Origin of the sequence: Sphingobacterium paramultivorum (assembly GCF_014109745.1) — a bacterium.
Taxonomy (GTDB): Bacteria; Bacteroidota; Bacteroidia; order Sphingobacteriales; family Sphingobacteriaceae; genus Sphingobacterium; species Sphingobacterium paramultivorum.
The window spans coordinates 4699969-4723409 of the sequence record NZ_CP058555.1 but is presented as its reverse complement, the minus strand read 5'-3'; the positions used below and the strand labels follow the sequence as shown (position 1 = coordinate 4723409).

General features: G+C 40.7%; 22 protein-coding genes. 16 read left to right on the top strand and 6 right to left on the bottom strand.

Annotated elements, in window-relative coordinates; all coding sequences use genetic code 11:
- Nucleotides 1–20: 20 nt before the first annotated feature.
- From HS960_RS19710 to HS960_RS19685, 6 genes are all read left to right on the top strand, one after another.
- Entirely contained in the window at nucleotides 21–326 is a 306-nt protein-coding gene (locus tag HS960_RS19710) for a MerR family transcriptional regulator (RefSeq protein WP_182330463.1), read from the top strand.
- Between the two features lie 371 nt (nucleotides 327–697).
- On the top strand, nucleotides 698–1342 hold the full coding sequence (locus HS960_RS19705) for a DUF6266 family protein (RefSeq protein WP_159730290.1): 645 nt from the start codon (nucleotides 698–700) through the stop codon (nucleotides 1340–1342).
- 85 nt (nucleotides 1343–1427) lie between these two features.
- On the top strand, nucleotides 1428–1970 hold the full coding sequence (locus HS960_RS19700) for a DUF6266 family protein (RefSeq protein WP_182330462.1): 543 nt from the start codon (nucleotides 1428–1430) through the stop codon (nucleotides 1968–1970).
- Nucleotides 1971–1998: 28 nt separating this feature from the next.
- Complete coding sequence (locus HS960_RS19695) at nucleotides 1999–2385, top strand: hypothetical protein (RefSeq protein ID WP_182330461.1); 387 nt, start codon at nucleotides 1999–2001, stop codon at nucleotides 2383–2385.
- Nucleotides 2304–2864, top strand: coding sequence for a CHAP domain-containing protein (locus HS960_RS19690; RefSeq protein ID WP_182330460.1), 561 nt, complete (start codon nucleotides 2304–2306; stop codon nucleotides 2862–2864). The genes HS960_RS19695 and HS960_RS19690 overlap by 82 nt, the downstream gene beginning before the upstream one ends.
- A gap of 65 nt (nucleotides 2865–2929) precedes the next feature.
- Nucleotides 2930–3340 carry a hypothetical protein gene (locus HS960_RS19685; protein ID WP_182330459.1) on the top strand — a complete coding sequence of 137 codons (411 nt, stop codon included), beginning with the start codon at nucleotides 2930–2932 and terminating at the stop codon, nucleotides 3338–3340.
- Between the two features lie 74 nt (nucleotides 3341–3414).
- Here the strand turns inward: HS960_RS19685 and porM are convergent, their stop codons facing one another.
- Entirely contained in the window at nucleotides 3415–4950 is a 1536-nt protein-coding gene (porM, locus tag HS960_RS19680; protein ID WP_159730309.1) for a type IX secretion system motor protein PorM/GldM, read from the bottom strand.
- Between the two features lie 30 nt (nucleotides 4951–4980).
- Complete coding sequence (gene porL / locus HS960_RS19675) at nucleotides 4981–5793, bottom strand: type IX secretion system motor protein PorL/GldL (RefSeq protein ID WP_075990642.1); 813 nt, start codon at nucleotides 5791–5793, stop codon at nucleotides 4981–4983.
- Between the two features lie 777 nt (nucleotides 5794–6570).
- On the opposite strand from porL, the gene HS960_RS19670 reads away from it, so the two are divergent.
- Nucleotides 6571–7656: a mechanosensitive ion channel family protein gene (locus HS960_RS19670; RefSeq protein WP_228280095.1), complete on the top strand. Its 1086-nt coding sequence runs from the start codon at nucleotides 6571–6573 to the stop codon at nucleotides 7654–7656.
- An 88-nt stretch (nucleotides 7657–7744) separates the two neighbouring features.
- A complete protein-coding gene (locus HS960_RS19665) occupies nucleotides 7745–8815 on the top strand; it encodes an endonuclease/exonuclease/phosphatase family protein (RefSeq protein WP_182330458.1) in 1071 nt (356 codons plus the stop codon).
- Between the two features lie 67 nt (nucleotides 8816–8882).
- Here the strand turns inward: HS960_RS19665 and HS960_RS19660 are convergent, their stop codons facing one another.
- Complete coding sequence (locus HS960_RS19660; RefSeq protein WP_182330457.1) at nucleotides 8883–9662, bottom strand: DUF4249 domain-containing protein; 780 nt, start codon at nucleotides 9660–9662, stop codon at nucleotides 8883–8885.
- A gap of 4 nt (nucleotides 9663–9666) precedes the next feature.
- Nucleotides 9667–11991: a TonB-dependent receptor gene (locus HS960_RS19655; RefSeq protein ID WP_228280094.1), complete on the bottom strand. Its 2325-nt coding sequence runs from the start codon at nucleotides 11989–11991 to the stop codon at nucleotides 9667–9669.
- 298 nt (nucleotides 11992–12289) lie between these two features.
- Here HS960_RS19655 and HS960_RS19650 point away from each other — a divergent pair, with 298 nt between their 5' ends.
- Genes HS960_RS19650 through HS960_RS19640 form a run of 3 tightly spaced genes read left to right on the top strand, consistent with a single transcriptional unit; the run spans nucleotide 12290 to nucleotide 15432 of the window.
- Nucleotides 12290–13417, top strand: a complete 1128-nt coding sequence (locus HS960_RS19650) for an acyltransferase family protein (protein ID WP_182330456.1) — start codon at nucleotides 12290–12292, stop codon at nucleotides 13415–13417.
- Nucleotides 13418–13425: 8 nt separating this feature from the next.
- A complete protein-coding gene (locus HS960_RS19645) occupies nucleotides 13426–14604 on the top strand; it encodes a C1 family peptidase (protein ID WP_202883705.1) in 1179 nt (392 codons plus the stop codon).
- Nucleotides 14605–14643: 39 nt separating this feature from the next.
- Complete coding sequence (locus HS960_RS19640; RefSeq protein WP_182330454.1) at nucleotides 14644–15432, top strand: HAEPLYID family protein; 789 nt, start codon at nucleotides 14644–14646, stop codon at nucleotides 15430–15432.
- A 291-nt stretch (nucleotides 15433–15723) separates the two neighbouring features.
- Here HS960_RS19640 and HS960_RS19635 read toward each other — a convergent pair whose 3' ends face one another.
- Both HS960_RS19635 and HS960_RS19630 read right to left on the bottom strand, forming a co-directional pair.
- On the bottom strand, nucleotides 15724–17532 hold the full coding sequence (locus tag HS960_RS19635; RefSeq protein ID WP_182330453.1) for a hypothetical protein: 1809 nt from the start codon (nucleotides 17530–17532) through the stop codon (nucleotides 15724–15726).
- A gap of 50 nt (nucleotides 17533–17582) precedes the next feature.
- Nucleotides 17583–17738: a hypothetical protein gene (locus HS960_RS19630; protein WP_182330452.1), complete on the bottom strand. Its 156-nt coding sequence runs from the start codon at nucleotides 17736–17738 to the stop codon at nucleotides 17583–17585.
- Nucleotides 17739–19044: 1306 nt separating this feature from the next.
- Between HS960_RS19630 and HS960_RS19625 the strand changes: the two genes are divergently transcribed.
- The 5 genes from HS960_RS19625 to HS960_RS19605 all read left to right on the top strand — a co-directional run bounded on the left by HS960_RS19625 (nucleotide 19045) and on the right by HS960_RS19605 (nucleotide 23400).
- A complete protein-coding gene (locus HS960_RS19625; protein ID WP_182330451.1) occupies nucleotides 19045–19233 on the top strand; it encodes a hypothetical protein in 189 nt (62 codons plus the stop codon).
- 28 nt (nucleotides 19234–19261) lie between these two features.
- On the top strand, nucleotides 19262–20842 hold the full coding sequence (locus tag HS960_RS19620; protein WP_182330450.1) for a fimbrillin family protein: 1581 nt from the start codon (nucleotides 19262–19264) through the stop codon (nucleotides 20840–20842).
- A 159-nt stretch (nucleotides 20843–21001) separates the two neighbouring features.
- The gene (locus HS960_RS19615; RefSeq protein ID WP_182330449.1) at nucleotides 21002–21832 is read left to right on the top strand and encodes a helix-turn-helix domain-containing protein; all 831 of its coding nucleotides are present in this window, start codon (nucleotides 21002–21004) and stop codon (nucleotides 21830–21832) included.
- Between the two features lie 236 nt (nucleotides 21833–22068).
- Nucleotides 22069–22596, top strand: coding sequence for a hypothetical protein (locus tag HS960_RS19610; RefSeq protein WP_182330448.1), 528 nt, complete (start codon nucleotides 22069–22071; stop codon nucleotides 22594–22596).
- Nucleotides 22597–22818: 222 nt separating this feature from the next.
- Entirely contained in the window at nucleotides 22819–23400 is a 582-nt protein-coding gene (locus HS960_RS19605) for a hypothetical protein (protein ID WP_182330447.1), read from the top strand.
- Nucleotides 23401–23441: the final 41 nt, after the last annotated feature.

Genomic DNA, 23441 nt, shown 5'->3' with positions numbered 1-23441 from the left:
CATTATAAACAATTAAAAATATGAGAAAAGATTCGTTTAACAATATAGGCCGTAAGACAGATGCTCATCTCTTGCAGGCTTTACATATACTCTTTACAGAAATACAAGTATTAAAAAGAGCAATACAGGATAGCTTTCAGACAGCGGATACCACTGTCGAACTTCGTGATGCAGCATTTGTCAAAGACACCGTAGGCGTATCGGACCGTACGTTGCTGCGGTATCAAAACTTAGGCCTTATTCAGGTGTACCAGCGCGATAAAGGGGGCAAAAAGTATTTTCAGCTTGACGACGTGCTCCGGCTCAAACGTTACTTAAATGGCTAGGAGCCTCACACCTGCTTATGCCTTTATTCGCATCTTCCATGGCCTTTGTTCGCTGATATCCCTAGCCTGCACTTAGTTTAGACCTAGTGTTTACCTACTAAACTAGGTCGGAACTAGGGGCTTTGTCGGTATCTGGTAGGTTAACCTCAAACCCAGGTCATAAGCAGCCCTGTCAATGGTCTGTGCAGCGGCGTTGGCGTTGGCTTTTGGCGGTCTTCGGACAATTGATAGGCAACCTTCGGACAAGCGTCGGACAATCTATTCTGTCCTATATTTTTCTGTTTATGAATGCTTTATGTTTGTTCTGTCAAGCAAAAATACCGGTATAAAAATCTTGGCGATTTATTTTTTAATCTTTAAAATTTTTAAAAATGGGAACAATTGTAAACGGAGCAAATGGGGGCTTCAGTGGTAAGGCCGGCTCAGTGATCGGTGCCAGCTGGAAGAGCATCAACTACATCAGAGGGCTCGCTAAAAAGAGCAACAAACCTTATACGGAAGCACAGCTCATCGTGCAGGCAAGATTTAAGACACTGATGCGTTTTCTGCTGCCGATTAATAACTTTCTAAAAATCGGTTTTGGCCAGAAAAAGGCAGACCGTCTCACTCCGCTCAACTATGCTTTTCAGCTGAATCAGGATCTGGCTATTCAGGGCGTCTATCCTGATCTGAGCTTGGACTATAGCAAGATCAGAATTGCGGATGGCATCTATGGTGGCGGCGGAACAGTAGAAGCTGGTTTTGATGCAGATGTCATTACAGTGGTTTGGTCGACGGGCATCAACGATGTTTACCAAACCAAAGAAGACGATCTGTTTTATGTGATCTGCTACCATCCGGCAAAGGATGAATTCATGACTTCGCCAACAGTGCCGAAAAGGCAAGATGGAACGGTCACATTTGGAGTGCCTGAGCATCTGTTGGGTGACGCCGTGCATATCTGGTACTTTATGTCCGACCGGACAAAGACCAAAATCAGCAGAAGCAGCTATCTCGGTGAAATAATGCTTGCCTAGGCTGGAATAATCGCCAGGGGTAACTGTGCCCCTGGCAGATTTTGGAAGGAAAAAATGTATGTTATTATTAGTAGTACAATTTTAGATGAAAAAAAGAAAACAAAATAAGACAATAGGCATGCTGCTGACGCAACAAAAGTTTTATCTGGCAAGCCAATATCTCTTGCCATTGGCATCGGTCCTTAAGGAGGGATTTGCACAGTATGTACGCCGGGAAAAAGGTAAACATCTGTCTGCACGCAACCTAGCGATGGCGCATGCGATGAAATATGCGGTCAAAGGTGACTACCCAGAGCTATATGTTGATCCAGCTTTCATTCTGCTCTCCGATGGTTCCGTACAGGGGATAAAGGTAGAAGATATTATGCTGGAAAATGATGCATTGAGGCTAGATTTCGACGGTGGTGAGATTACGCCCTTGAACCACGATGATGAGCTGCTGTTGGTGGCTTATGATCCGATTGCAGGAGTTGCTATACGTAATGAGATGCTGGTTACGCGCTCGAGTTCAGGCTTAAGACTCGAACTGCCTGATTACATGAAAAATGTCAGGCTTGATGTCTTTGTCTTGGTGCGCGATCGAAATAGAAACCGCTATTCGCGCAGTCAATATGCGGGAAACGTATAACAATTTTCTATCATTAAATTATATCACTATGAACAGTGTAGAAATGAAAGGACCATGGTATGGTCTAACACAAAAACTGCCAATCGAGCCCAAGTACCTGCTCGGTATGGCAAGCATATTATTGGTCATTATTTTCCTTTTTGTTGGAAGTATCTTGCAATTTTTCGACCCGGCATCAGCAGCGCTTGATCTGGGGGTACTGTCCCTGTTGTATTTTGGGCTAATGGCCGGAATGGTCTTTATCTGTTGCTGCACCTGGTTGCTGGAATACCTCTGGAGACCCTTCAAATATTATAGACAGGATATTTATTATCACTTTAATCAATTAAACTCATGGCAACAATCCATTCTTTATTTCTCGGTTTTCTTTCTATTGCTCTTTGCATTTCTCCTGCTACTGGAAATGCTGTTTTAGACGGAAGGTGTAACAATGTTTATGCTCGTGTGCGTAAAACTGATCTGCTTAGGCAGCAGATCGATGAAATTGCTGCAAATGAAACAGGCGTAAGGGAGATGGGAGGCGATAATAAGGGACCAGAGATTTCGAAGTACCTTGCCTATGTCGGCCTGGGTGATGGCCATGAATGGTGTGCAGCATTTGCCAGCTGGTGTTATGGTCAGGCTGGTCGTTCAATGCCGCGCAATGCATGGAGTCCCGCGCTTTTTCCCAAAGCGCGCTGCTATACTAAAGAACAGCTCTTGAAAGGAGATGTGCGGCAAGCCGATTTGTTCGCGATCTATAGCAGCCAATTGAAACGTATCCATCATGTAGGGCTAGTCAAAGCAATTGATGGCCCGATGTTGATCTCGGTAGAAGGAAATAGCCACGACCGGGTGGAATCACGGCGGCGGCCCCTTACAACCATTTATGCCATTGCAAATTGGATCGATTGAGGAGGGCACTGTCAATGAATAAATACAAAATTTCGGTAGCTGGAAGCCTAATTTTTTTCCTCTTCATGATAAGCACTGCTGTAGTCATCAGCTGCAGCGTCTTCCAGGGGAAAAAGCAATTGGAACAGAAATCCACGCAGCGCTATAGTCAATATGAACATTGGGATCTGGCATTTCATCAGAAACAGCAGGATAGTTTATCTTCCTATTGGTATTTTAGTACGGACAGTCCATTATGGTTTCATTTAGATAGCGGATTATGGGCTAAGGGAGGAAGACTTTTCGCAGAGCAGTCGAACATAAAGCGAACTGAAGAGAATTTGCAGCTTCAGCGGGCAAACAGCGAGGAGGCAGCGGCTTCTGATTTGATTGTGAAAAGGGAAAAAGATTGGTTATCCTTGATTTTGATCGTCGTTGTACTGATGGCTATTTTGGTAGGGCTGGGCTATCTGGCTTGGAAAAGGATAAGAAAGTAGGCCTTCGTTTTTTATAAATGCCCCTGTTTCTATGCAGGGGCATTTGCTTGTTAAGTAGATGTAGGTCGGTTACATTAATTTGCGGTCAGCGCAACTGCATTGAGCTGTCTGGAAGTTCCGTCGGGACCTACAGCGACGATATTGTCAAAGATGACGCGTGTGCCAGGTACAATACCATTAAGGGCTGAAGACATGCTTGAACTCAACTGCCCGCCCGAAGTCGATAACACGATTGCATCCGCACGAGGCTTAGCAATGATCATGGTAAATTTGGTGACTCTGAAAGTAGCATCAAAATCGAAGTTATCCAGTTTCGCAAACAATGCATTTTGTGCTTTAAGTGCTACGGTAGCCATTGATCCGCCTGTTTTACCAGCAAACTTGGCAATAGGATCTGGAATCCGTTTCACACGGAATTCTGTCGAACTCAATGTCTGTGTTTTTCCTGGTGCTACTTCAGCCGAAACCGAAATATGTGCTGTACCCGGAGAACTTACTTTCACATTATACTTACCACCGCCGGCACTAGAAATACTGCCGCCACTCATGCTCACCCGCACTTTATCTGTCGGAGTACCCGGAGCTGATACCGATATCGGGTTGTTCACACCGATATAAAGTACATTCATTTTGTCTGGCGATACGACCGCTGAAGGACGCGCAACCTGGTAGGTCTGTACAGGGGTACGATATTCTTTATAAGACCCGTCTGTCTGTTTGACTTTAATCACACCGGTCCAGGTATAGATACCTTCGCGACTGGTGTTGATCGAATAAACACCTTTTCCATCCACCACCTGAAGCGATGATCCATTAACCGAAATGGCCGGTTCAGATTTGGAATCGGATGCCGTCAGAAATACTTCGGCTTTATAAGGTTGCCCTTGGACCAAATAGGAGGTAGGAGCAACAGCAACAGCAGCAAATTTATCGAGGTTCACTACGGCCTGATCCATTTTGCCCAAGATAAGCTTGACCACATCGGACTCTGCATTCTGCGCATCGGTCTGAATTTTGGTTAAAATGGTCATCGCTGCGGTCAAAGGTGTGCCACTACCGAAATTAATTTCTTCCCAGGATTTTTTGCCGTTTACAGACTTCTCTGGATCTTTAGCCTCTAAAGAGAACGAAACCATCTTTTGTTCTTCAGGTGTCAGTAGGGCCAATAGTTTGGTACGTGTTGTATTGATTTTGTCTTTTAAGACGGTTCCTTTTTTCTCATTGATCATGAGATTGGGGGAGATATCCTCGTTTTCACGTTGTGCCAGATCACCCTTTTCTTCATCGTATCCACCGCCTTGTTTAACGAACTCTTCTTTTAAGGAACCAATATACTGATTGAGTTCCCCAATGATAGCCTGTGCTTTTTTTGCCTTATCGTAGATTGGTTTGGCACGTGCCGGCTCTTCCTTTAATTTGGTGTTTTCGAATGCGGAGAAAAGTTGTTGAACCGCTGTGCTGACATTCGATTTGGATGTTTCGAGACTGTTGTTGATATTTTTGAATGCATCCAAGATGGAATCCGGTACATTGAGCGCCAATAAGGCGAGCAGGACCAGATAGAGGATGCCAATCATCCTTTGTCTTGGAGTTTCTCTTCCTAATGCCATTGTTTTTGATTTAAGTGATACAAGAATTAATTACACACGCGGTTGATTCATCGCGCTCAGCATATTGCCATAAATGGCATTTAAGGCATTGAGGTTTTTCGCTAGCTTGCCCACTTCATCTTTAAATGCTTTGGAATCATCCAGCGATTCGTTGAAATTTTGCATGGTAAAGCTTAGGTTCTCATAAAACTTGTTCATCGATTGTAAATGTGATGCCGAATCGCGTAATTCACGCTCATACATTGCATTTAATTGACTTAGGTTGGTTGTCAGGCTTTTTACCTGTTCGTGGTAGTTGGATGTATCACCAGAAGTATTTGACATGGCGACTAGGTTTTGCGAAGCTTTTTCAAACGCTAGGCTCAAGTTATCAAACTTAGAAGTTGCTGTTCTGAGTTTATTCGTGAACTCTTCTGTTGCTAATGAAACATCCGATAACTTATTGATGGCTGATACTTTTTCACTGAAATCACGTAGGCCACGACCGAGATTTTCAATGCTTGCGGGTTCAATATTGGCATCGGCAAACATTTTATCTAAAGCAGCTGTGGCCGATGGACCTGCAGGTTGGGCAACAACAGTTTTTCCTCTTTGTGGAAGATCACCATTAAAATTGTCGTCCAATTCAGGATAAACCCGAGTCCAATCTGGTTCTGGCGCGGGCGGATTGAAACCCATTAAAAAGAAAAGGAAGGCTTCTACTCCTAAACCGATTCCGATCATATAGTTGGCTGTGGTGCCGCCGATATGTAGAATCTTAAATAGTACCCCGATGATGACGATACTCGCTCCCCAGGATATGGCCACATTCAGCCATCTAGAATTGTCTTTTTTCTTGCTCATTGTTATCTCTATGTTTTGGTTTAATTTTTCTTGGAAAGCTTATGCGTCTGATCTATATCCGTCATTAATAAACGGTCAATGTCGTTTGTATAGTATATCAGCATGATCATGTATATATTTTGTTGATTGCCTGCAATTGGCTCTGTAGACTCAAAAAACATACCAAAAGGCCATCCTTCAATAATCAGGGATAGTAAACAGCTGAGAATTTAAGTTGAACTTAGAAAGTATTACCCATATTATGGGGATTCAGTAGAGACTGATGCGAGTTTCCTGTAGCGGCAATTCATACACTACATGTTTTTGTTGTAAAATGTGAAATAAAAAAAAGGTTTTCAATCGGGGAGAATGAAAACCTTTAAATAACCAATTATAAACCTAATAAGGTGTTGTAAATGTATGATTTTTTATTGTTTTTTCAATATTATTTGTGTTTTATTTAGTGTTTTTTAATTTAATCATATTTATTTTGAGTGTTTTTCTGTTTTTGTGTTATTATTTTATGTGTTATTGTTTGGTTTGTATCTTTTTTTTGTCCATTTATTCTATTTATTTTTAATAAGGTTGTTATTTATAGTTTTTAATGTTAAATTATCTTGTTATAACTTGGATTTCGTTTTTTTTGGTAGATAAATGCTTCTTTATGTCAAGGGAAATACATAACGGTGTTCTTTGTTATTCATGTAACCAATTTTTCTCAAAATAAAACAAACGTTAGGCTTTCTTAGCAGTTATACTTTAATAAGAAATAAGTCGTAAACACAAAGAAAGAACAACATGATGAACGAAACATTAATTCAACTTTCACAGACCTGGCCCGCTTGGCTCTGGAATATTGCATTAATTCTCTTTTCATTTTTGATTGGTCTCCTGATCAAACTAATTTTTATTCCGCTTTTGCGCAGGCAGGCTATTCAACAGGAATCTTATTCTCTTTTTCGTTCATTTATTCGACGCTTTAACCGTGTGCTGAGTGTGTTTATACCATTGATTGTTTTTAACAGTTTATTGCCTTTTACCCAATTAAACGAACGCACACTGCGTGTGGTGAGCAAAACCAATGAACTTTTGTTGGTCAGTTTTTTTGCCATTGTGCTGATACAGGGGATCAAGGTTTTTGAAGATTACCTCTACCATCGTTTTGATATCAACAAGGAAAATAACCTGCGCGAACGAAAGATCAGGACGCAAATCGTCTTTATCCGAAAAGTGGTGGTCACCCTGATCATCGTGATCTCCTTGGCGATTATCCTATTAAGTTTTGATAGCATGCAGAAAATCGGTGCTGGCCTGCTCACTGGAGTGGGGGTCGGCGGAATTATCATCGGTTTTGCTGCACAGAAGTCCTTGGGAAATCTCCTCGCTGGTTTTCAGATTGCATTTACACAACCCATACGTATGGATGACGTCTTGGTCGTCGAGGGGGAATGGGGGCGCGTGGAGGAAATCAATCTGACCTACGTTGTCGTCAATATTTGGGACAAACGCCGATTGGTGTTGCCCATCACCTATTTTATAGAAAAGCCGTTCCAAAATTGGACACGCACAACTTCTGAAATATTGGGGACCGTATTTATCTACACAGATTTTACCGTTCCTGTGCAACAATTGCGTGAAAAATTGACGACTTTATTAACCGGACACCCGCTTTGGGATGGTAAAGTAAATGTCCTTCAGGTAACTGACTTTAAAGAGCGTACCATGGAGATCCGATGCCTGATGAGCTGCCGCAATTCGGGTCAGGCTTTTGATCTACGCTGTTTCATCCGTGAACAGATGATTGCCTATATCCATTCGAACTTTCCAAATGCATTAGCCAGAACACGGGTGGATTATCAGGACAGCATTCAAAAGGACCTGTAACAGCTAATTAGCCATTTGATAAATGGTAACCTGTTGAAAAAATAAGTGGAATTTGTTTAAGTTTGTTTAAAATGTTAGCGCTAGTGATATGCTGATTTTCTATGTTATATTCTCCAGTATATTGATTTTACTGAGTCTGTTACCTTTTATCCAAAGCCAACATTGGATTTTTCGGGTAGCTGAGTTTGTCAAGTTGCAGCTGCTGGTTTTTCAGGTGCCGGCATTGGCAATGGGTTTTTATCTCGTGGGGGAAGATTCATGGATATGGTGGTTGCAGGCTGTACAGCTGGCGCTGATTGTATACCATGCCTATATATTGATACGCTACACCAAATTTTGGCGTCGCGAAAAATATGAAAAAGGCCAAGATGCATCTGATAGTATCAAAGTGATCTCCTGTAATGTGCTGCAATTCAATACGGCTTATGATCGCTTTATTGACCTGATTCAAAAAGAACAGCCAAATATTTTTTTGACCATGGAAAGTGATGCCGCATGGGAAAAAGCCTTACGTGTACTTGAAAACTATTACCCTAATTTTGAGAAGGTAACGCTGGACAATACCTACGGTATGCATTTTTATACCAATCTGAAGATTAACAAATGTCAGGTGCATTATTTTGTAGCCGATGATATTCCCAGTATTGAAGCTGAACTGGAAACCGCCGATGGACACCGTTTTATTTTTTTTGCTGTTCATCCACCGCCGCCGAGTCCGACTGAAGAGGAGAATTCCAAAGAAAGGGACGGCGATCTGCTCAGTGTGGCCAAACGTGTACGGGATTATAAAATGCCCGTGGTTGTCACGGGGGATTTTAACAATGTGGCCTGGGCAAAATCTTCCCTCTTGTTCAAGAAAACCAGCAAATTGATCGATGCACGCATCGGACGGGGTATTCTTTCCACCTTTCATGCCAATTATTGGTTTTTTAGAGTGCCCTTGGATCTGCTGTTTCATAGTCCAACCGTATTTATCGATAAGTTGTTTATCTATCCTTCTGTTGGGTCCGATCATTTTCCAATGGGCTGTACATTCTTTATCGATCGCTACTCCGAAGAGCAGGCTGAAGATATTGAACATTTGGAAGCTGGGGATATGGCCCACGTCAATGAGATGATTGCTGATGGAAAAGAGGAAGAAAGTGACAATCGGTGTTAACGTTTAAGCGTGCCAATATTTTGTGCTGCATTATTGTATGTTTGGTCCAGCTTATGATCAATATACTTTACGGAATCAGCAATTGGTATTCCTTAACAGGTGCTACGGAAAAATAGCCGAGTGCATTATTGGAAATGTTAGACTTAGGGTTCCCTGGAGCAGCAGTTGACAAATTTGTGCTTTGGTAACCATTCCAGTAATGGAAAGTTCCGACGTCCACACAATATCGGCGCACTGTGAGCTTGTCTCCATGAGATAGACTCCGTTCCAATTCTGATATATAATGTGTTACCTGAAGGCCATCGTTGAATTGATCGCTTTCTGTGCTGGCAAACCGAAATTCCTTCCCATTAATGGATAAGGTATACATATAATAATTCGCGATCTTGGCCGGATCTTTAAAGGCCAAGGCGATAAAGAAATATGTTTTACCGGCGATCTCCTTTTCAATGATGTGTGTCGTTTCTATGTTGATATAGGCGGGCATCGTACTACTCGATTCAAACTGCTGCTTATTCACACCAACACGTAACGTATACTTTCTTCCAACGGCAGGTTTAAAATTTCGATTGATATAATAGCCATCTTTTTCATGCTGGAATAAATAGTTTTGATTCAAGTTGTCCTTGACAGTTACTATTGCGTTTTTGACCGCTGTAGAACCCATTTCTGCATCAATAGCTACGGATTGCGAAACTCGAATACGTTGTATATTGCTCGCGTCGGAAAGCTGCGCATCGATCACAACACGACCACTATCTGCATTCAGATTGAGATCTACTTTTTCTTCACAGGCCGAAAAAAGAAGAATGGAATATAGAAGTATATAGGAGGATTTGGATAGCATGGGTTTAAAATTTAAAGTTCCAGGTTACTGAAGGGATAATGCCAAAAAGTACAATTTTGTAAGCCGCCGTGTTATTTGGATTTGACTTGTCTTCGCGAAAGTCTATCGTGTAGGCGTTTTTGCGGTTGTAGGCATTGTAGATACCAAATGTCCAGCTCGAATGAAAACGTTCCGTTGTAGGTTTGGGATCGTAGGTTGCCGATAAGTCTAACCGGTGGTATTCGGGCATCCGATAGCCATTTCGTTCAGTATAATAGAATAACGATTTTCCATTGACCTGATATTTTCCGCTGGGAAATGTAACAGCATTGCCGGTATGGTATACAAAGGTCGCTCCCAGCGTCCAGCTTTTCGAAAAGGTATAAAGTCCTACAATAGACAGATCATGTGTGCGATCTTGGCGTGCATTGAACCAGGTACCGTTGTTGATGCCTGCAAATTGTCGCTGGCTCTTTGAGAGGGTATAGCTTATCCAGCCGTTCAGTTTCCCGCTGTGTTTACGCAGGTACCATTCGACACCCAGAGCCCTTCCCCGACCAAAGAGTAACTCTCCTTCGAAATGGGCGTCGGCCTGCAAGGTTGCTCCATTGCGGATGTCGATTTGATTGCCTAATCGTTTATAGTACGCCTCTATAGACAAGCTGTATTGTTTTTTTGAAAAATTGCGGAAGTAGCCAAAGGCAACTTGATCCACAATTTGGGGTTTAATATTCAGGCTGCTGAGTACATATTGATCTGTGGGCAGACTGGCCGTGCTATTGCTCAATTGATGTAGATTCTGAACGGCTCGGTTGTACGAGGCCTTTAGGCTGCTCTGTTCGTCCAGCAATAGACTTGCGGATACGCGTGGCTCCATATTGATATAGTGTTTTGCAATTCGGCTATTGTCGCGTTTCCCTCCAATAGGATTGCCGTTTTTGTCAAATTCATAAAAAGTACGTTGGCCCAGAACCATAAAATCATGTATATGTAGTCCGTAATGAATCGAAAGTGCACTTGTTGGCTTCCATTCATGAGAAACATAACCGCCAACATCAATGCCACGTTGACTTTCGATGGCTGTTGGATTGACGGATTGATTGGTTGGAGAGGAGAGGTTGGCGGGTCTGATCGCTTGAAAAACTGCTCCCGCACCTAGTCGTATGATATTATTGGCGTTGGCATAATAGGCAAAGTCCTGCTTGAACTGGAGGTTACGGATCCTCGAAGCAACCTCAAAATTGGTCTGTTCACTCGAAACTCCTGCCTGATAATTAAATCCACTATAGATAAAAGAAGTATTGCTTGATATTTTTGGATTAAAGCGGTGGTTCAATCGTGCCGTTGCGGTCGTATTTCCCCAGGCAATATTAAATAGATCGCTGTATTTGAGTCCGTCCCTTCCATTATATGCTGAAAGATATAAAGTCGTCTTCTCGCCGAAATTAAAGCGGAGTTTTGCATTCAGATCATAGAAGTACAGGGTATTTTTGGCCATGTCTTTATTCTTGGCCAGTTTCAGAAATGAATCGGCATACGAGCGTCGCGCACTGAAGAGAAAGGAGCTTTTGTTTTTTTCAAGCGGACCTTCCACCTTTAATCGGGAAGCAATAATACCTATGCCACCTTCGGTACTAAATTTTTTCTGGTTTCCATCTAAAGTTGAAATATCCAGAACGGATGCAATACGGCCGCCATATTGAGCCGGGATATCGCCTTTATAAAGTTGTATATCCTTGATAGCGTCTGAATTGAAGGTTGAAAAAAAACCGAGTAGGTGGGAGGCATTATATATGGTGGCTTGATCCAATAAGATCAGGTTCTGCCCTGCGTCGCCGCCGCGTACATTAAAATTGGTTGAACCTTCACCGCCGCTTTGCACACCGGGGAGTAGCTGTATCGTCTTTAATAAGTCTTTTTCACCGAACAAAACGGGCAAAGCATCCACTTCTTTTGTACTGAGTTGAATAGAGCCCATTTGTGTATCCGCTACATTTTGGCCTTTTTTTGAATTCGTGACAATAACCTCGTCGATACGTCGACTCAAGGGCTGTAGATCGAAATTTTTCTGCAGGGATTGGTCCAATCGGATCTCAAGCACCTGTTGTTGGTAGCCCATGTAGCTAATAAACAGACGATGTGAACCTTTTGGGAGCGTCAAAGAATAACGACCTTGTATATCTGTTTTGCTACCAAGAGGATTATTTTCCGTGCGGATTAGCGCTCCGCTTAAGGGCTTATTGCTAGAGGAATCCCGGACGATTCCCGTAAGGGAAATCTGTTGTGCCGACGTAACAAAAGGAAACAGTGCCAGTGACACTGGGAGGAAATACTGAACGATGGAGATCATTTGAAGTTCTTGTCTGATAGTTGATTTTGTGCAATTAAATGGAATGACCTGTTAATCAGTGATTAAAATTTGTTATTGTAGTTTAGTTAAACGTGGGTTGTAATTGTTGCATATATTCGTTTTGGTTTAGATAATATGATAACGATCTATCGTGTAAAAATATTGTTTCAATAGGGCGATGATTTTAAGTGTTTGCTAGGCAGTGTTTTAATTGTTTTTATGTCATATGAACTTTGACAGAATTTCATCGGAAATTTGTAATTTAACAGATGCTAAACAATTTTATTAAATCTAACTAATGGGTAAAGATTATCATTTAAAACACACTGGTGAAGATCTATTGTCAAAAACAATCAATTTCTTGCGCTTTCCGCTGATCGTGGGGGTGGTGTTTATCCATACAGATTTTTCACATATTGTATTGGCAGGCGTAAAGCAAATTGACTTTGTAAATTTTCCGATCTTCACAAGTGTTTTTTTTCTGTTTTCTAAGATAATTTTTGAAGTTTGTGTGCCGCTGTTTTATTTTATTTCTGGCTTTTTATTTTTTTATCGAACGGAAGGATTTTCGATTCAGATATACTTTAAAAAGTTAAAAGATCGCTTCCGATCGCTTTTTATCCCTTATATATTTTGGAATTTCGTGGTGCTGCTCTTCTTCTTTCTTGCCCAGGCCTTTTTCGCTGGCAGCCTCATTTCTGGGGTAAATAAGCCAATTGTCGACTATAGTGTAATGGATTGGATATGGTCCTTTTGGGATACGTCTAAAGTGAATCCTCATCTTGAAAAAACACTTCCTGCCAATTCTCCCTTTTGGTTTATACGTGACCTGATGGTGGTGGTGGTCTTTTCCCCTCTCCTATATTGGCTGGTCAAAAAGCTTGGTGTTTTTGTTCTAGCTCTTCTGGGCTTGCTTTGGCTATATAATCCTTATTTCTACCTCCCTGGTATTAGTACGGTATCGTTTTTCTTCTTTACCGCTGGTGCATATTTTAGTATCTACAAAAAGGATTTTGTGCTACTGATGAAACCTCTTTTACCTTGGGCGGCAGCACTCTTTGTATTTATAGTTGCTGCAGAATTTTATTTTTTTGGTGAGAGCTGCTGGAGTTACCTCTATTGTGCAAGTGTGATGGTTGGTTTACTATTTTCAATAGCACTTTCAGCGCGTTTTATCGAGAAGGGTTACTGGCAGCCGAATTCCTTTTTGGCAGAGGGAAGCTTTTTTATCTTTGCCTATCATCGCTTGCCCTTAGTATTTGTCATCAAATTTTTATTTTATATAATCCGGCCGCAGTCTGAAGTGTCATTCCTATTGTTATATATCGCATGTCCCGCTGCAGTCATTATGCTGGGACTGCTCGGTTATCGGGTATTGAAAAACATGCTGCCAAGATTTACAGCAATAATTTGTGGAGGAAGATAATGATACGAATGAAAAAGAAGCAATGGATCTTTGTGCTGGTACTCGTCCTCGTTTTGACTATGCTTTTTTATAGATATGGCTTGCCATTTATCCATAGAAATAAGTACGCAAAGGTTAAAACTCAATACGAATTTACCGAAATAATCAATTTGGGCTGTACCTCTGTTAAGCAACAGGGCGCTTCTAATACCTGTTGGTCCTATACGGGTAATTCTTTCCTGGAATCTGAAATGATTCGAATGGGAAAAAAGCCGGTTGAAATTTCCCAGATTTATACGGCTCGACAGGCCTACCTCGGCAGGGCACAAAATTTTGTTCGACTTCATGGTGGGTTGTCCATGGGTGAGGGCGGCCAGATCCACGATGTACTGAATGTATTCCGAAAATATGGAGCGCTACCGCAATCAGCCTATTCAGGTCTCTATGGAAATAATACTTACAATGACTTTAAAAAGATGACGCCCATGTTGAATAGCCTGCTTAAAGTGTTGGTCAAAACCAAACCATTACGGTCCAATTGGGAGGAATCTTATCAAGCAGCGTTAGATGCACATTTAGGAAAAGTTCCCGAAACATTTGATTATGAGGGTAAAAAGTATACTGCGCGAAATTTTGCTGATCAGGTGATTGGTATCAGACCGGATGATTATGTGGCTTTGGCGTCGGTTACAGACCAACCTTTTTATGAGCCTTTTGTGCTGCTTATCCCCGATAACTGGTCATTTGATTCGTTCTACAATGTGCCCATGGAGCAGCTTACCAATACCATCGATACCGCGCTACAACGAGGCTTTACTGTAGCATGGACGACGGATGTCTCTGAGAATGGTTTCTCCTGGCAGCATGGCTTGGCGTATGTGCCGCAAAAGTCCGAAGATGAGATGTCAAAAGAAGAAATAAACACAATGTTTGTGAAACCGATGCCCGAACGGAAGATTACTGCCGCTGAAAGGCAGGCCGCTTTTGAGAATTGGCAGACCACCGACGATCACGCTATGCATATTGTTGGATTGGCTAACGACCAGTATGGAAGACCCTACTATATCGTCAAAAATTCCTGGGGTAAAGCCAATCCATATAAAGGCTATATGTATGTAACCAAAGAATTTGTTCGTTTTAAAACGATTTCGCTGCTCTTGCACAAAGATGCGCTAGAAGCTAAAATAAAGACAAAAATCACCCTATAATTCCCAAGTCTTTCCATATTTCACGTCGAAGTTTGTGATATGGAAAACAATAAACTTACTTCTCGGTGCTTGCGCGCATGTTTATTTATATGTGCTATAACTTGTTCGATTGTCGCTCTTGCGCAAGAAAATAGATCCCTACCCGATAAAGTACATCATGCCGAACCTTTATATAATGATCTTGTCCGGGATCTTGGTGCACGGAAAGGAGAGAAGGAATTTAATGTCGGCGCTGATATTAAAAGAACGCATTCGGCTGATGAATTTGGCTACCTCATGGAATATGAATTTGCGCCGATAGATCGATTAGGACTGGAAGCGGAAACAGACTTTGCATATTCAAAAAGCCGCATGGCCAATGGGTCTTCCAGCAATCAATTGGAAAGGTTGCGTTTATCTTCGCAATATTCCTTTTATGTTTCTAAAAAACATGCAACAACTTTGGCTATTGGGTATACACAGATATTTGATTTTGTGGATGGTGGCACTGGGTTTAATCCATTCTTTATAGCCGCCAAAAACTGGCATAACAATTGGCATGCATTGATTTATACTGGACCAGAATTCACGTATCGTTATGCTTCATCCAAAATGGATTTGATGTGGCAGGTGAATACCTCATTTCATTATACCATACCGCAGACAGATCACTTTATCGGCGTTGAGGTCAATCAGGAAATTTCTTCCGAGGGCATACAAACGACACTACATCCCCAGATTAAGCTCGGACTTAATAACAAAATGGCCATTGGTATGGCGGTGGGTTTGCCTATTAGTGGCAAAGAAAAGGTGCTTAGCGGATTTTGGAGGCTGATCTATCAATTATAATTTGTTAAAAATAATGTATGAAATGTGCTTCTGATGATGGGATAAAAAATAAATGGGGCGAACGCCTTCGCCCCATTATATCCATTATTATTATCAAGTCGAACGCAAAAAAAATGACTTGACGGCCCAAATGTAAAAAAATATTGTGGAACTTTCCTTCTAAAAAATTACCATAATTAGGTAAAAAATAGAATAAGTAGATGGAGCGCTACAGCTTTTTATCCATAAAAAAAACGGCTAGATTGCGCTAGCCGTTCTGTTTATAGAGTTACCAAAAACTATTTGTATTGTCTAGTTTGTACGTACACAACGCACGTTTTTAAGTGATGAACTTGCTACGTTGATACCAAGTAAGCTCACCGTAGATAATAGCTCAGCTGTACCTTGGGCAGTTGCAATACGTCCAGTTAAAAGTGGTTGTTTGGTTACTGCCAAATATCCCCAAGTACCTAAATTAACCAAACCTAAAATACTGTTCGGTGGATCTGAAGTCCATAAAGCAGCTTCACGACCATAACTTAGTCCTAAAAGGGCTTGGATAGCTGTTAAATCAAGTGTAAGGAAATTTGGATCCAATACATTTACACGTGCCAATTGACCGTTGTAATAAAAACGAAGGTTGTTGGAAGCTGCATCAAATGCTGAATTGCCCGTGCCGGATGTTGTAGTGTACTGAATATAATTTCCAGTAGTTGAACCACTTGTAGGACTAGGCGAAGAGTTCGGCGCTTTTGTTCCAATTAAAAGATCCGTAATGTTTTGCAATACATCGGTTAAAAGCGCATTTGAGCTAACATAAGCCGTTGTAGAAAAATCAGCATGGCTTGGTTTTCTCCAAAGTCCCTGAGGATATACTTGTGCACATGGGTCAGCGTAGGCTGTCATGGACTGAAATTGGCCCGGAAGAATAGCGCCATATGCGAAGTAACTATTCGCTTCGGAGCGTTGTTTGTTGTTCGCGAAGAAACGATACGGGTTGTGACCAGCGGTGTAATACAGATTTGAACGTGACCATTTTACTGTAGATCCTGTCGAAGTCAATGGTGATTCAACGATATTAGCCAATAGACGATGACTATTTCCTAATACAGGGGTCACATTAAATGAAATATTGATCGGCGCAGTGGTCGCAAAAGTACGGTCCACATTGTCGGCATGTTTGATGGCTAAATTTGTTACTGAGACAGTAACGTTATTTAGGGCTGTCGTTCCTGCTGTATACACGTAGGCAATTTTCGCGTCCGAGTAAGTTGGGTCAATATTGGTAAAACTAGCCCAGTTTAATGTCGGTGCAAATGTGGTTGCAGACGGTGTAAGGGCTCCAGTAGCTACATTAAGTGCGGCGCTCCGTAAAGCTAAATTCGATACAGCAAGATTTCCAGATACCATATTTCCAAATACACCCATGGTATTCAGCTCAATAGCGATACGAGAATATTTGTGTGCAAAGGTGATTGGTAAGCTAACATCTGTCCCTGGCGTAGTCGGGATAGTGATGCTTCCAGAAGCGTAAAGGACATCCTTGTTCTCCGGTAATTGAAGTGTTGGGTTTGCAACGGTAATGTCTGGAATAGCATCTGTATTGTTGTAGGATAAGGCTACCCATTTGTACGTGGTGCCATGTGTTACAGGGATTGTAAGATCTGTTCCTGAAACACTGTATTGTTTTGAAGAGAGTAATTGTGTTCCATCGGCAGAGAAAAGGTAAACCCTGTAAGTGACGCCGTTGTCTAAGGCTGCAGCGCGTAGGCCTGTGCTTGCAGCAGCGACAGTACCATCCGCATTTCTGCTTTGTACAGCATCTGATGCTGCAGCTTTGAATGGAACATTGTTGTCAACAGCTGATACAACGTCAACGTCACCAAAGGACTCTACCTGTAGTTTTGAGGATTTACTGTTGTTTGAAGCTTGTTTTACGGTATTGTCTGATCCTTCGTTAATACCTTTGATGGACAGCACAATGTTTGTGCCCTCATGGTTATCGGCTTGCTCTACTGCAGCGCCGCGCTCTTTGGAACAGCTTGTTGCAAGCATTCCAGATGTGGCCAATAGGACAGTCGCAACTACCCAATTAGCTTTTCTAATCGTTGAAAAGTTCATAAATTTCTTAAAATCGTTTGTTAAATGCTTTTTTAAGTCCTTTCAGGCTGTTATGCTTCACCTGTGCCTGTGCCACCTGTACCTTCACCGAAACCTCCGTCGGTAGGGGCAGGGGTAGCAGAGCCAGCAGCAATGCCTTGTTCCAATTCAACTACGTTCTCCACGATGGACGGAGCAACGTACATTTTTTTTGCGTTCTTATTCATGATAATATTATTTGGATAATCCATGCCATTACAAGCATGGGGTTTAAATTTAATGGACAATTTTAACCCTGTTTCATGTTCAAAAATACACGCGCTGTTGAACGGCTTTGCCTTTGCGTATAGGCAATTAATGCTGTTCTAGCGGACGCATTTTTGATTTTATTTTTCTGTGTTTGTGTGTTTCTAATTTAATTGTTAATATTTATTTTGCTATCGGCTAGTCATACTTTTCCCGAATTGAATTGTAATATTACGACTTAATATCAACTTGTGCAAAAAAAAATTGTAAACTTTTTTTTAAATCATTGTTGATTTCATAATGGAACAACTTTCTTTATTGTTATAATTAGCTATGATCTATGACTGAAATATCGGTTAAAAGTACTTTACGGCTATAAATTTTACTGTTTGATCAGCGTTCTTCTTGCTGGCTTTTCATAAAACAGACCAGTTAGCCTTTTGTTTTATGTTTTTTAAAATGTTTTTTTTGTTTGTTTATTATTCTATAATTAATATGTTTAAACAGTGTTTTTCCGTAAGTCAGTTTTATAGCTTTTATTGAGTATTATAAGGATATATATTTCTTTTTTTGATAGTGATTGTGTTGATAATGTCTTTTGCATGAGTTTTATTTTTTTTCCATACAATGCCTGAATTTGTTAATTTATTTATTGATTTTCAATATAAATAATTCCTTTTTAATTTTTAGAGATACCAAATACTCTATTTATTGGTAATATATTTCCTTGTGTTTTATGTTGTCAGATTTCATTTTAGGAAAATTGCGGATGCAACTAACTGTTTTGTCTATTTTCCATCAGTGTTAATAAATGTAAAAATTACCGTCTATTAGATATGGAAACGCGTTTTTGGATAAGGTTGCTTTGTTTAACTAAATTCACTAAGGTATGTTTAAACGGGCTATTCGGCGCTATTTAAGCCCATTAGTTTTTGATAATTGCGATTCTAACCTTCTTCTCCTGTGCGTTTCTAAGGTCGTTGATTTTAATGTCTATCGACGTTTCAATTTTTACCTATTAAGTTCTTTATTAATTGCTATTTCTTTTCATGATAGTGGTAAGTTGTTTGTTTGTAGCGGCTTTGTAGCTGTGTCGCTACAAGTATGGAAACTTAGCTTAAAATATTGTTTAGCGGATTAATTATTGTCTACTTTCGCACATCTTCGAAATGAAAAGTGTCGTATTTAACTTATTTAAATAGCTCTAATACAGCTTGTTTTTCTGTGTTTTTTACTGCTTTTTACTTTGAAGGTTCAGAAAAGTTTATAACACATAAAAATATAATCATGAAAACGCAAAAGACAAATTTGATTAGCAAAACTGACCGTTTAGTTTATGTTGCTCCAACCGTAAAAAAACAGAATATTGAATTGGAGTATAGTGTGGCTGCTGGTTCGGTAAATCCATCTGTACAACAACAATGGGGCGAAACAGAAACGCAAACACATGAAGTAGATAATAACTTCTGGAACTAAACGCAAATTTTGATCAAATTAATTAGCTATGAAACAATTTAACATGAAAACTTTATTGACGGCTCTTATTGTAATGGTACTTTTCGTTTCTTCTTGTCAGAAAGATAACAGTACGGATAATCAAGCCGGGGAAATGGCAGCTATAGCAGTCAATATGAATGGTATCGGTCTTGAAGATGGTGCAAAGCTGTTGGCACGTTCAGCTGCTAGTACTTCATTGGCTTCGACCGAAGCTGTACAACAAGTAACCGTCCCTTTTGGTGAGGATCTGGTTGTAAGAGCAACATTAACCGAAGTGAAAAGTTCAACATCATCGGCATTGCGTGCTTCTGCGAGCAAAGCAGCAACCACTTCAACCGGGACTGGAGCAATTAAACCTTTTAGCGGAAATTTCACCATTCGTGTGTATAAACAAGGGAGTACAACGTTAGAAACGACCATAAACTGCATTGGCGGAGCGAGCAACAAGTTTGAGCTAGCACCAGGTGCCTATAAATTTATTGTGTCTGCTTACGGCAATGCTACTGCAACTGGAGCGGATAAAGATCCATTGTGGCAAGAAATCAATCAAACAGTTGCTGCTGGAACAAATGCGTTGGATATTTTACTGAAGCACAAACTAACTGAGGTTACCGTAAAATTTGATGCGGGAAGTGGCCGTACAATTTCTGCAATCGGTGGAGCGACGATAACGCCTAACTTCAATTATAGTTTTGATGAGGTAACGGGTCTTGTTAGCTACAGTGGAACAGGAGCTACAAAAACATTTAGCTTTCCAACACAAACTGCTGGACAGGTTTGGACTAGCAATGCTGTAATGATCGCCGTTGAAAATACGACTGCTGGTCAAGTAAAATTGGATCCTGTAACGATTAATGGAGTGACTGGGAATGTTGAATTGACAGGTTTATCATTGCGTCAAGGGGTGCAGTATACATTGGATTTAAATTTGGGAGCTAAAAAACTGCCTACTTTCGAGATTGGTAATGAGACTTGGTCGGGAGGTAACCTAGAACGCAATCCATCAACAGGTGAGTATCACTTTGGTACGGAGGTAAATAGTGCTGGAGACTATTGGTTTCCAGATCGTTTGTTGCCAAAACGCTTGGATGGAACAAATCAAGGGGCAGACGGTACAAATGGTGGTAACGGGGATCCTTGTGCGCTTGTGAAGCCTTTGGGGACCTGGAGATTGCCAAACGAGGTTGAAATTCAAGCCCTAATAGATCGTACTGCACCGAAACAGGGTGGTAAAGGTCAAGATAATTCAAATTTGCAAGCGACATGGAATCCGGCTCGCTATGTGGATTATTACAACGGTTCTTCAACTACTCCATTGGGTATGTTCTTTGGTGTGAATACTGATCAGCCTGTTAATTTTCCTGTAAATCAGCGGGATAAATATTTGTTCTTTGCCTTCCGTGGTTATTATCCAAATGATAACAATGGAAGTGTTATTGGCAAAGAAGGTGCTTACATGGTCACTGCAACTGGTGGTGGTTATAAAACATTGCATATGACTGGTGTCGCTAAAGATATTGGTTATGGTATTGGTTGGAGAGCAGCTGCCAGCACAGAAGCTGTACAGATCCGCTGCGTAAAGAAATAAGCGCGATAGGAAATATTTTATTTGGATAATAAGTTTAATGGAGACGCATCCCTCAGGTTGAGGGATGCGTTTTTTTGTGTTCGGGATTTATTTGCTAAATTGGTCCCTGTCTAGATGTATGGCGATGCTTTTTAGATATACATGCGGTAAATAGTTATTATGGAATTTGGAGTTCATCGGGTTATTGGTGTAGCGCAGGAGTCTTCGGAAATTAGAGATGCAACAACTAAGGAGAACTATATCGTTCTTTTTGTGTCTGGTGGCGGATGCAGTATGTTCATTAATAAACAGACGACGGAAATTGCAGAATATAGCTTGGTTTTGATACCTCGAGGAATTACCGTAGATGCCAATCCCGCTGAAGAACGTGCTTTTTTAATTATTTATTTTTCGGAAAGCTTTTTTGCGCGCACAGAGGTCGATACTGCCTTCCTTCGAAACTTCAAATCCTTTAACAAAAATGAATACACCTATAGGACTTTGAGCGTGCCCATGGAGTATGCGACCTATTATGAATTTGTAGGGATGCAGTTGAAACTTTCTAAGCAAAACTATAATCAAGCAATTTACCGCGATCTGGCACATAACATTGTGAAACAGATCGTGCTCTTGGCTGCTATCTATGCAGAAGACAAGCAATCGGGTGAGCTACTTGGGCAACGAACAGATGTGTCCTTGGTAAGGCGTTTTCAGGATCTAGTTGAAAAACATGTTAAAAAGGAAAAACAGGTAGCCTTTTATGCCGATCAGCTCAATATCGGAAGTAAAAAATTAACCAACCTGACCAAAGAGACTTTGGGTACCACACCCAAAGAAGTCATTACGGAGGAATTGCTCCGGGTAAGTAAAAAGCTTCTTGTGGAGTCCTCACTAAGTATAAAGCAAGTTGCATGGGAGTTGGGCTATACAGACGTGAATAACTTTAGTACCTTTTTTCTGAAGGAAACCGCCCTCACGCCAACCGAATATCGTAAGCGCTGGCAACAATAACATTTCTGTATTAAAAATAATACATGTTTTCTTATTAAAAAGAATTGTTCTTATTCTTTCGTTTTTTTTATAAAAGGTATATTTATAGTAGAACAACGAAAGCGTATGAAATATCCATATTGTGAGAATTCATGTTCTTCTGGCTTCAAAATTGCTAAAGATCCATAGATGAGCAGGATGATCATGAATAGTAGAGATGATTCATACGGCCAGTAAATAGGACAGGATATTAGGATATGAAAAAGGGAATATTGTTTTTAGGATTGGCATTATTTGGTGGTACAGCCTTCGCACAGACAGGCGTGCGATTGAATATTGAGCTCCACGATGTGCAGCACCTTGTTATTAATCCAGATCAATCAACCGTTACCTTGGTCTACCATACCTTAGCAGATTATCAAAATGGCGTTGAGTCCGTCCAAAAAGCACATCTTTCTGTATTTAGTACGTCGGGCTATGAAGTTAAGGTCAAGTTGGCCAATCAAGACTTTATAAAACTCGGCCAGGCGCAAACAGAAAAAATTCCCGCGCCATTGATTCGTGTTAAAGCTACTGCCACTCATATAGGACAAGCAGTAAATACAACTAGTGGCATCCTTTCTACAAATAAGGAAACGATCATTTCTTCAGATTCACCCACCCTCAATGGACTGTTCGATGTTACCTACACTGGACCTGGAGCTGATGGCTTAATGCAATACGTAGAGAAAAATAACACGGTTACTTTTACAAATGATGTTCTTTATAGCATCGAAACAAGATAATATTCCCCTAAATTCAATTCTTTTGCCGTAGATACCCCGTGCTGTAGTAATCACGCTACAAGCTTTTGTAGCTGTGTAGCTACAACATTTTACACACTCCCTTTTTCATACTTTTTGGGTTCAAATTCATACTTTTTGCCTCATTTCCTGCTGTACTTTTGTTTTGTCCAAAGAGGATAAATAATAACGAATAAGTCATATTAAAATATAAAAAACTACAAAATGAAAAAAATTATTTTCTTCGCAGCAGCGATCATCGGTTCAGTATCTGTGGCAAATGCACAATCACAAGCAAAGGTAAAAGTGAATGTAGAATTGAACCCTTTTCAATCTATCGAAATTGGTAGCGGTGCTGGACAAGATGGCCAGGTTACATCTGGTTATGATGACGAAGTAACCTTGAAATACGAAAAGGCAGCTGACTATACAAATGGGGTTAATAAATTGATCGCAAAACAATTGAAAGTGTCTTCGGTAGGTTCTGGTTACAAAGTAAAAGCAACGTTGTCTTCTAATGGTCAGTTCAATAAAGTGGCTGGAAATGGGGCGAATACTTACGATGCTAAAAAATTAATCGAAATCCAAGTTGATGGCAAAACTGCTTCTACAGATGTGAATATGGAGTTTGGTCCTTTCGGAAGCACAAGTACAGCTGAATCTTCTGTGTTAAACAAAGAATTGGATGTAAAATATATCGGTAAACCACTTAATGAAGCAACAGTAAAAGAATTGTTGGGTAATGGTGGTAAAGATACAAAAGCAAAATATACCATCGATGTGGTATACACTATCGCAGCAAACTAGTAGGTCCTATACTACGCTATGAAAATCATATAGATGCAGGT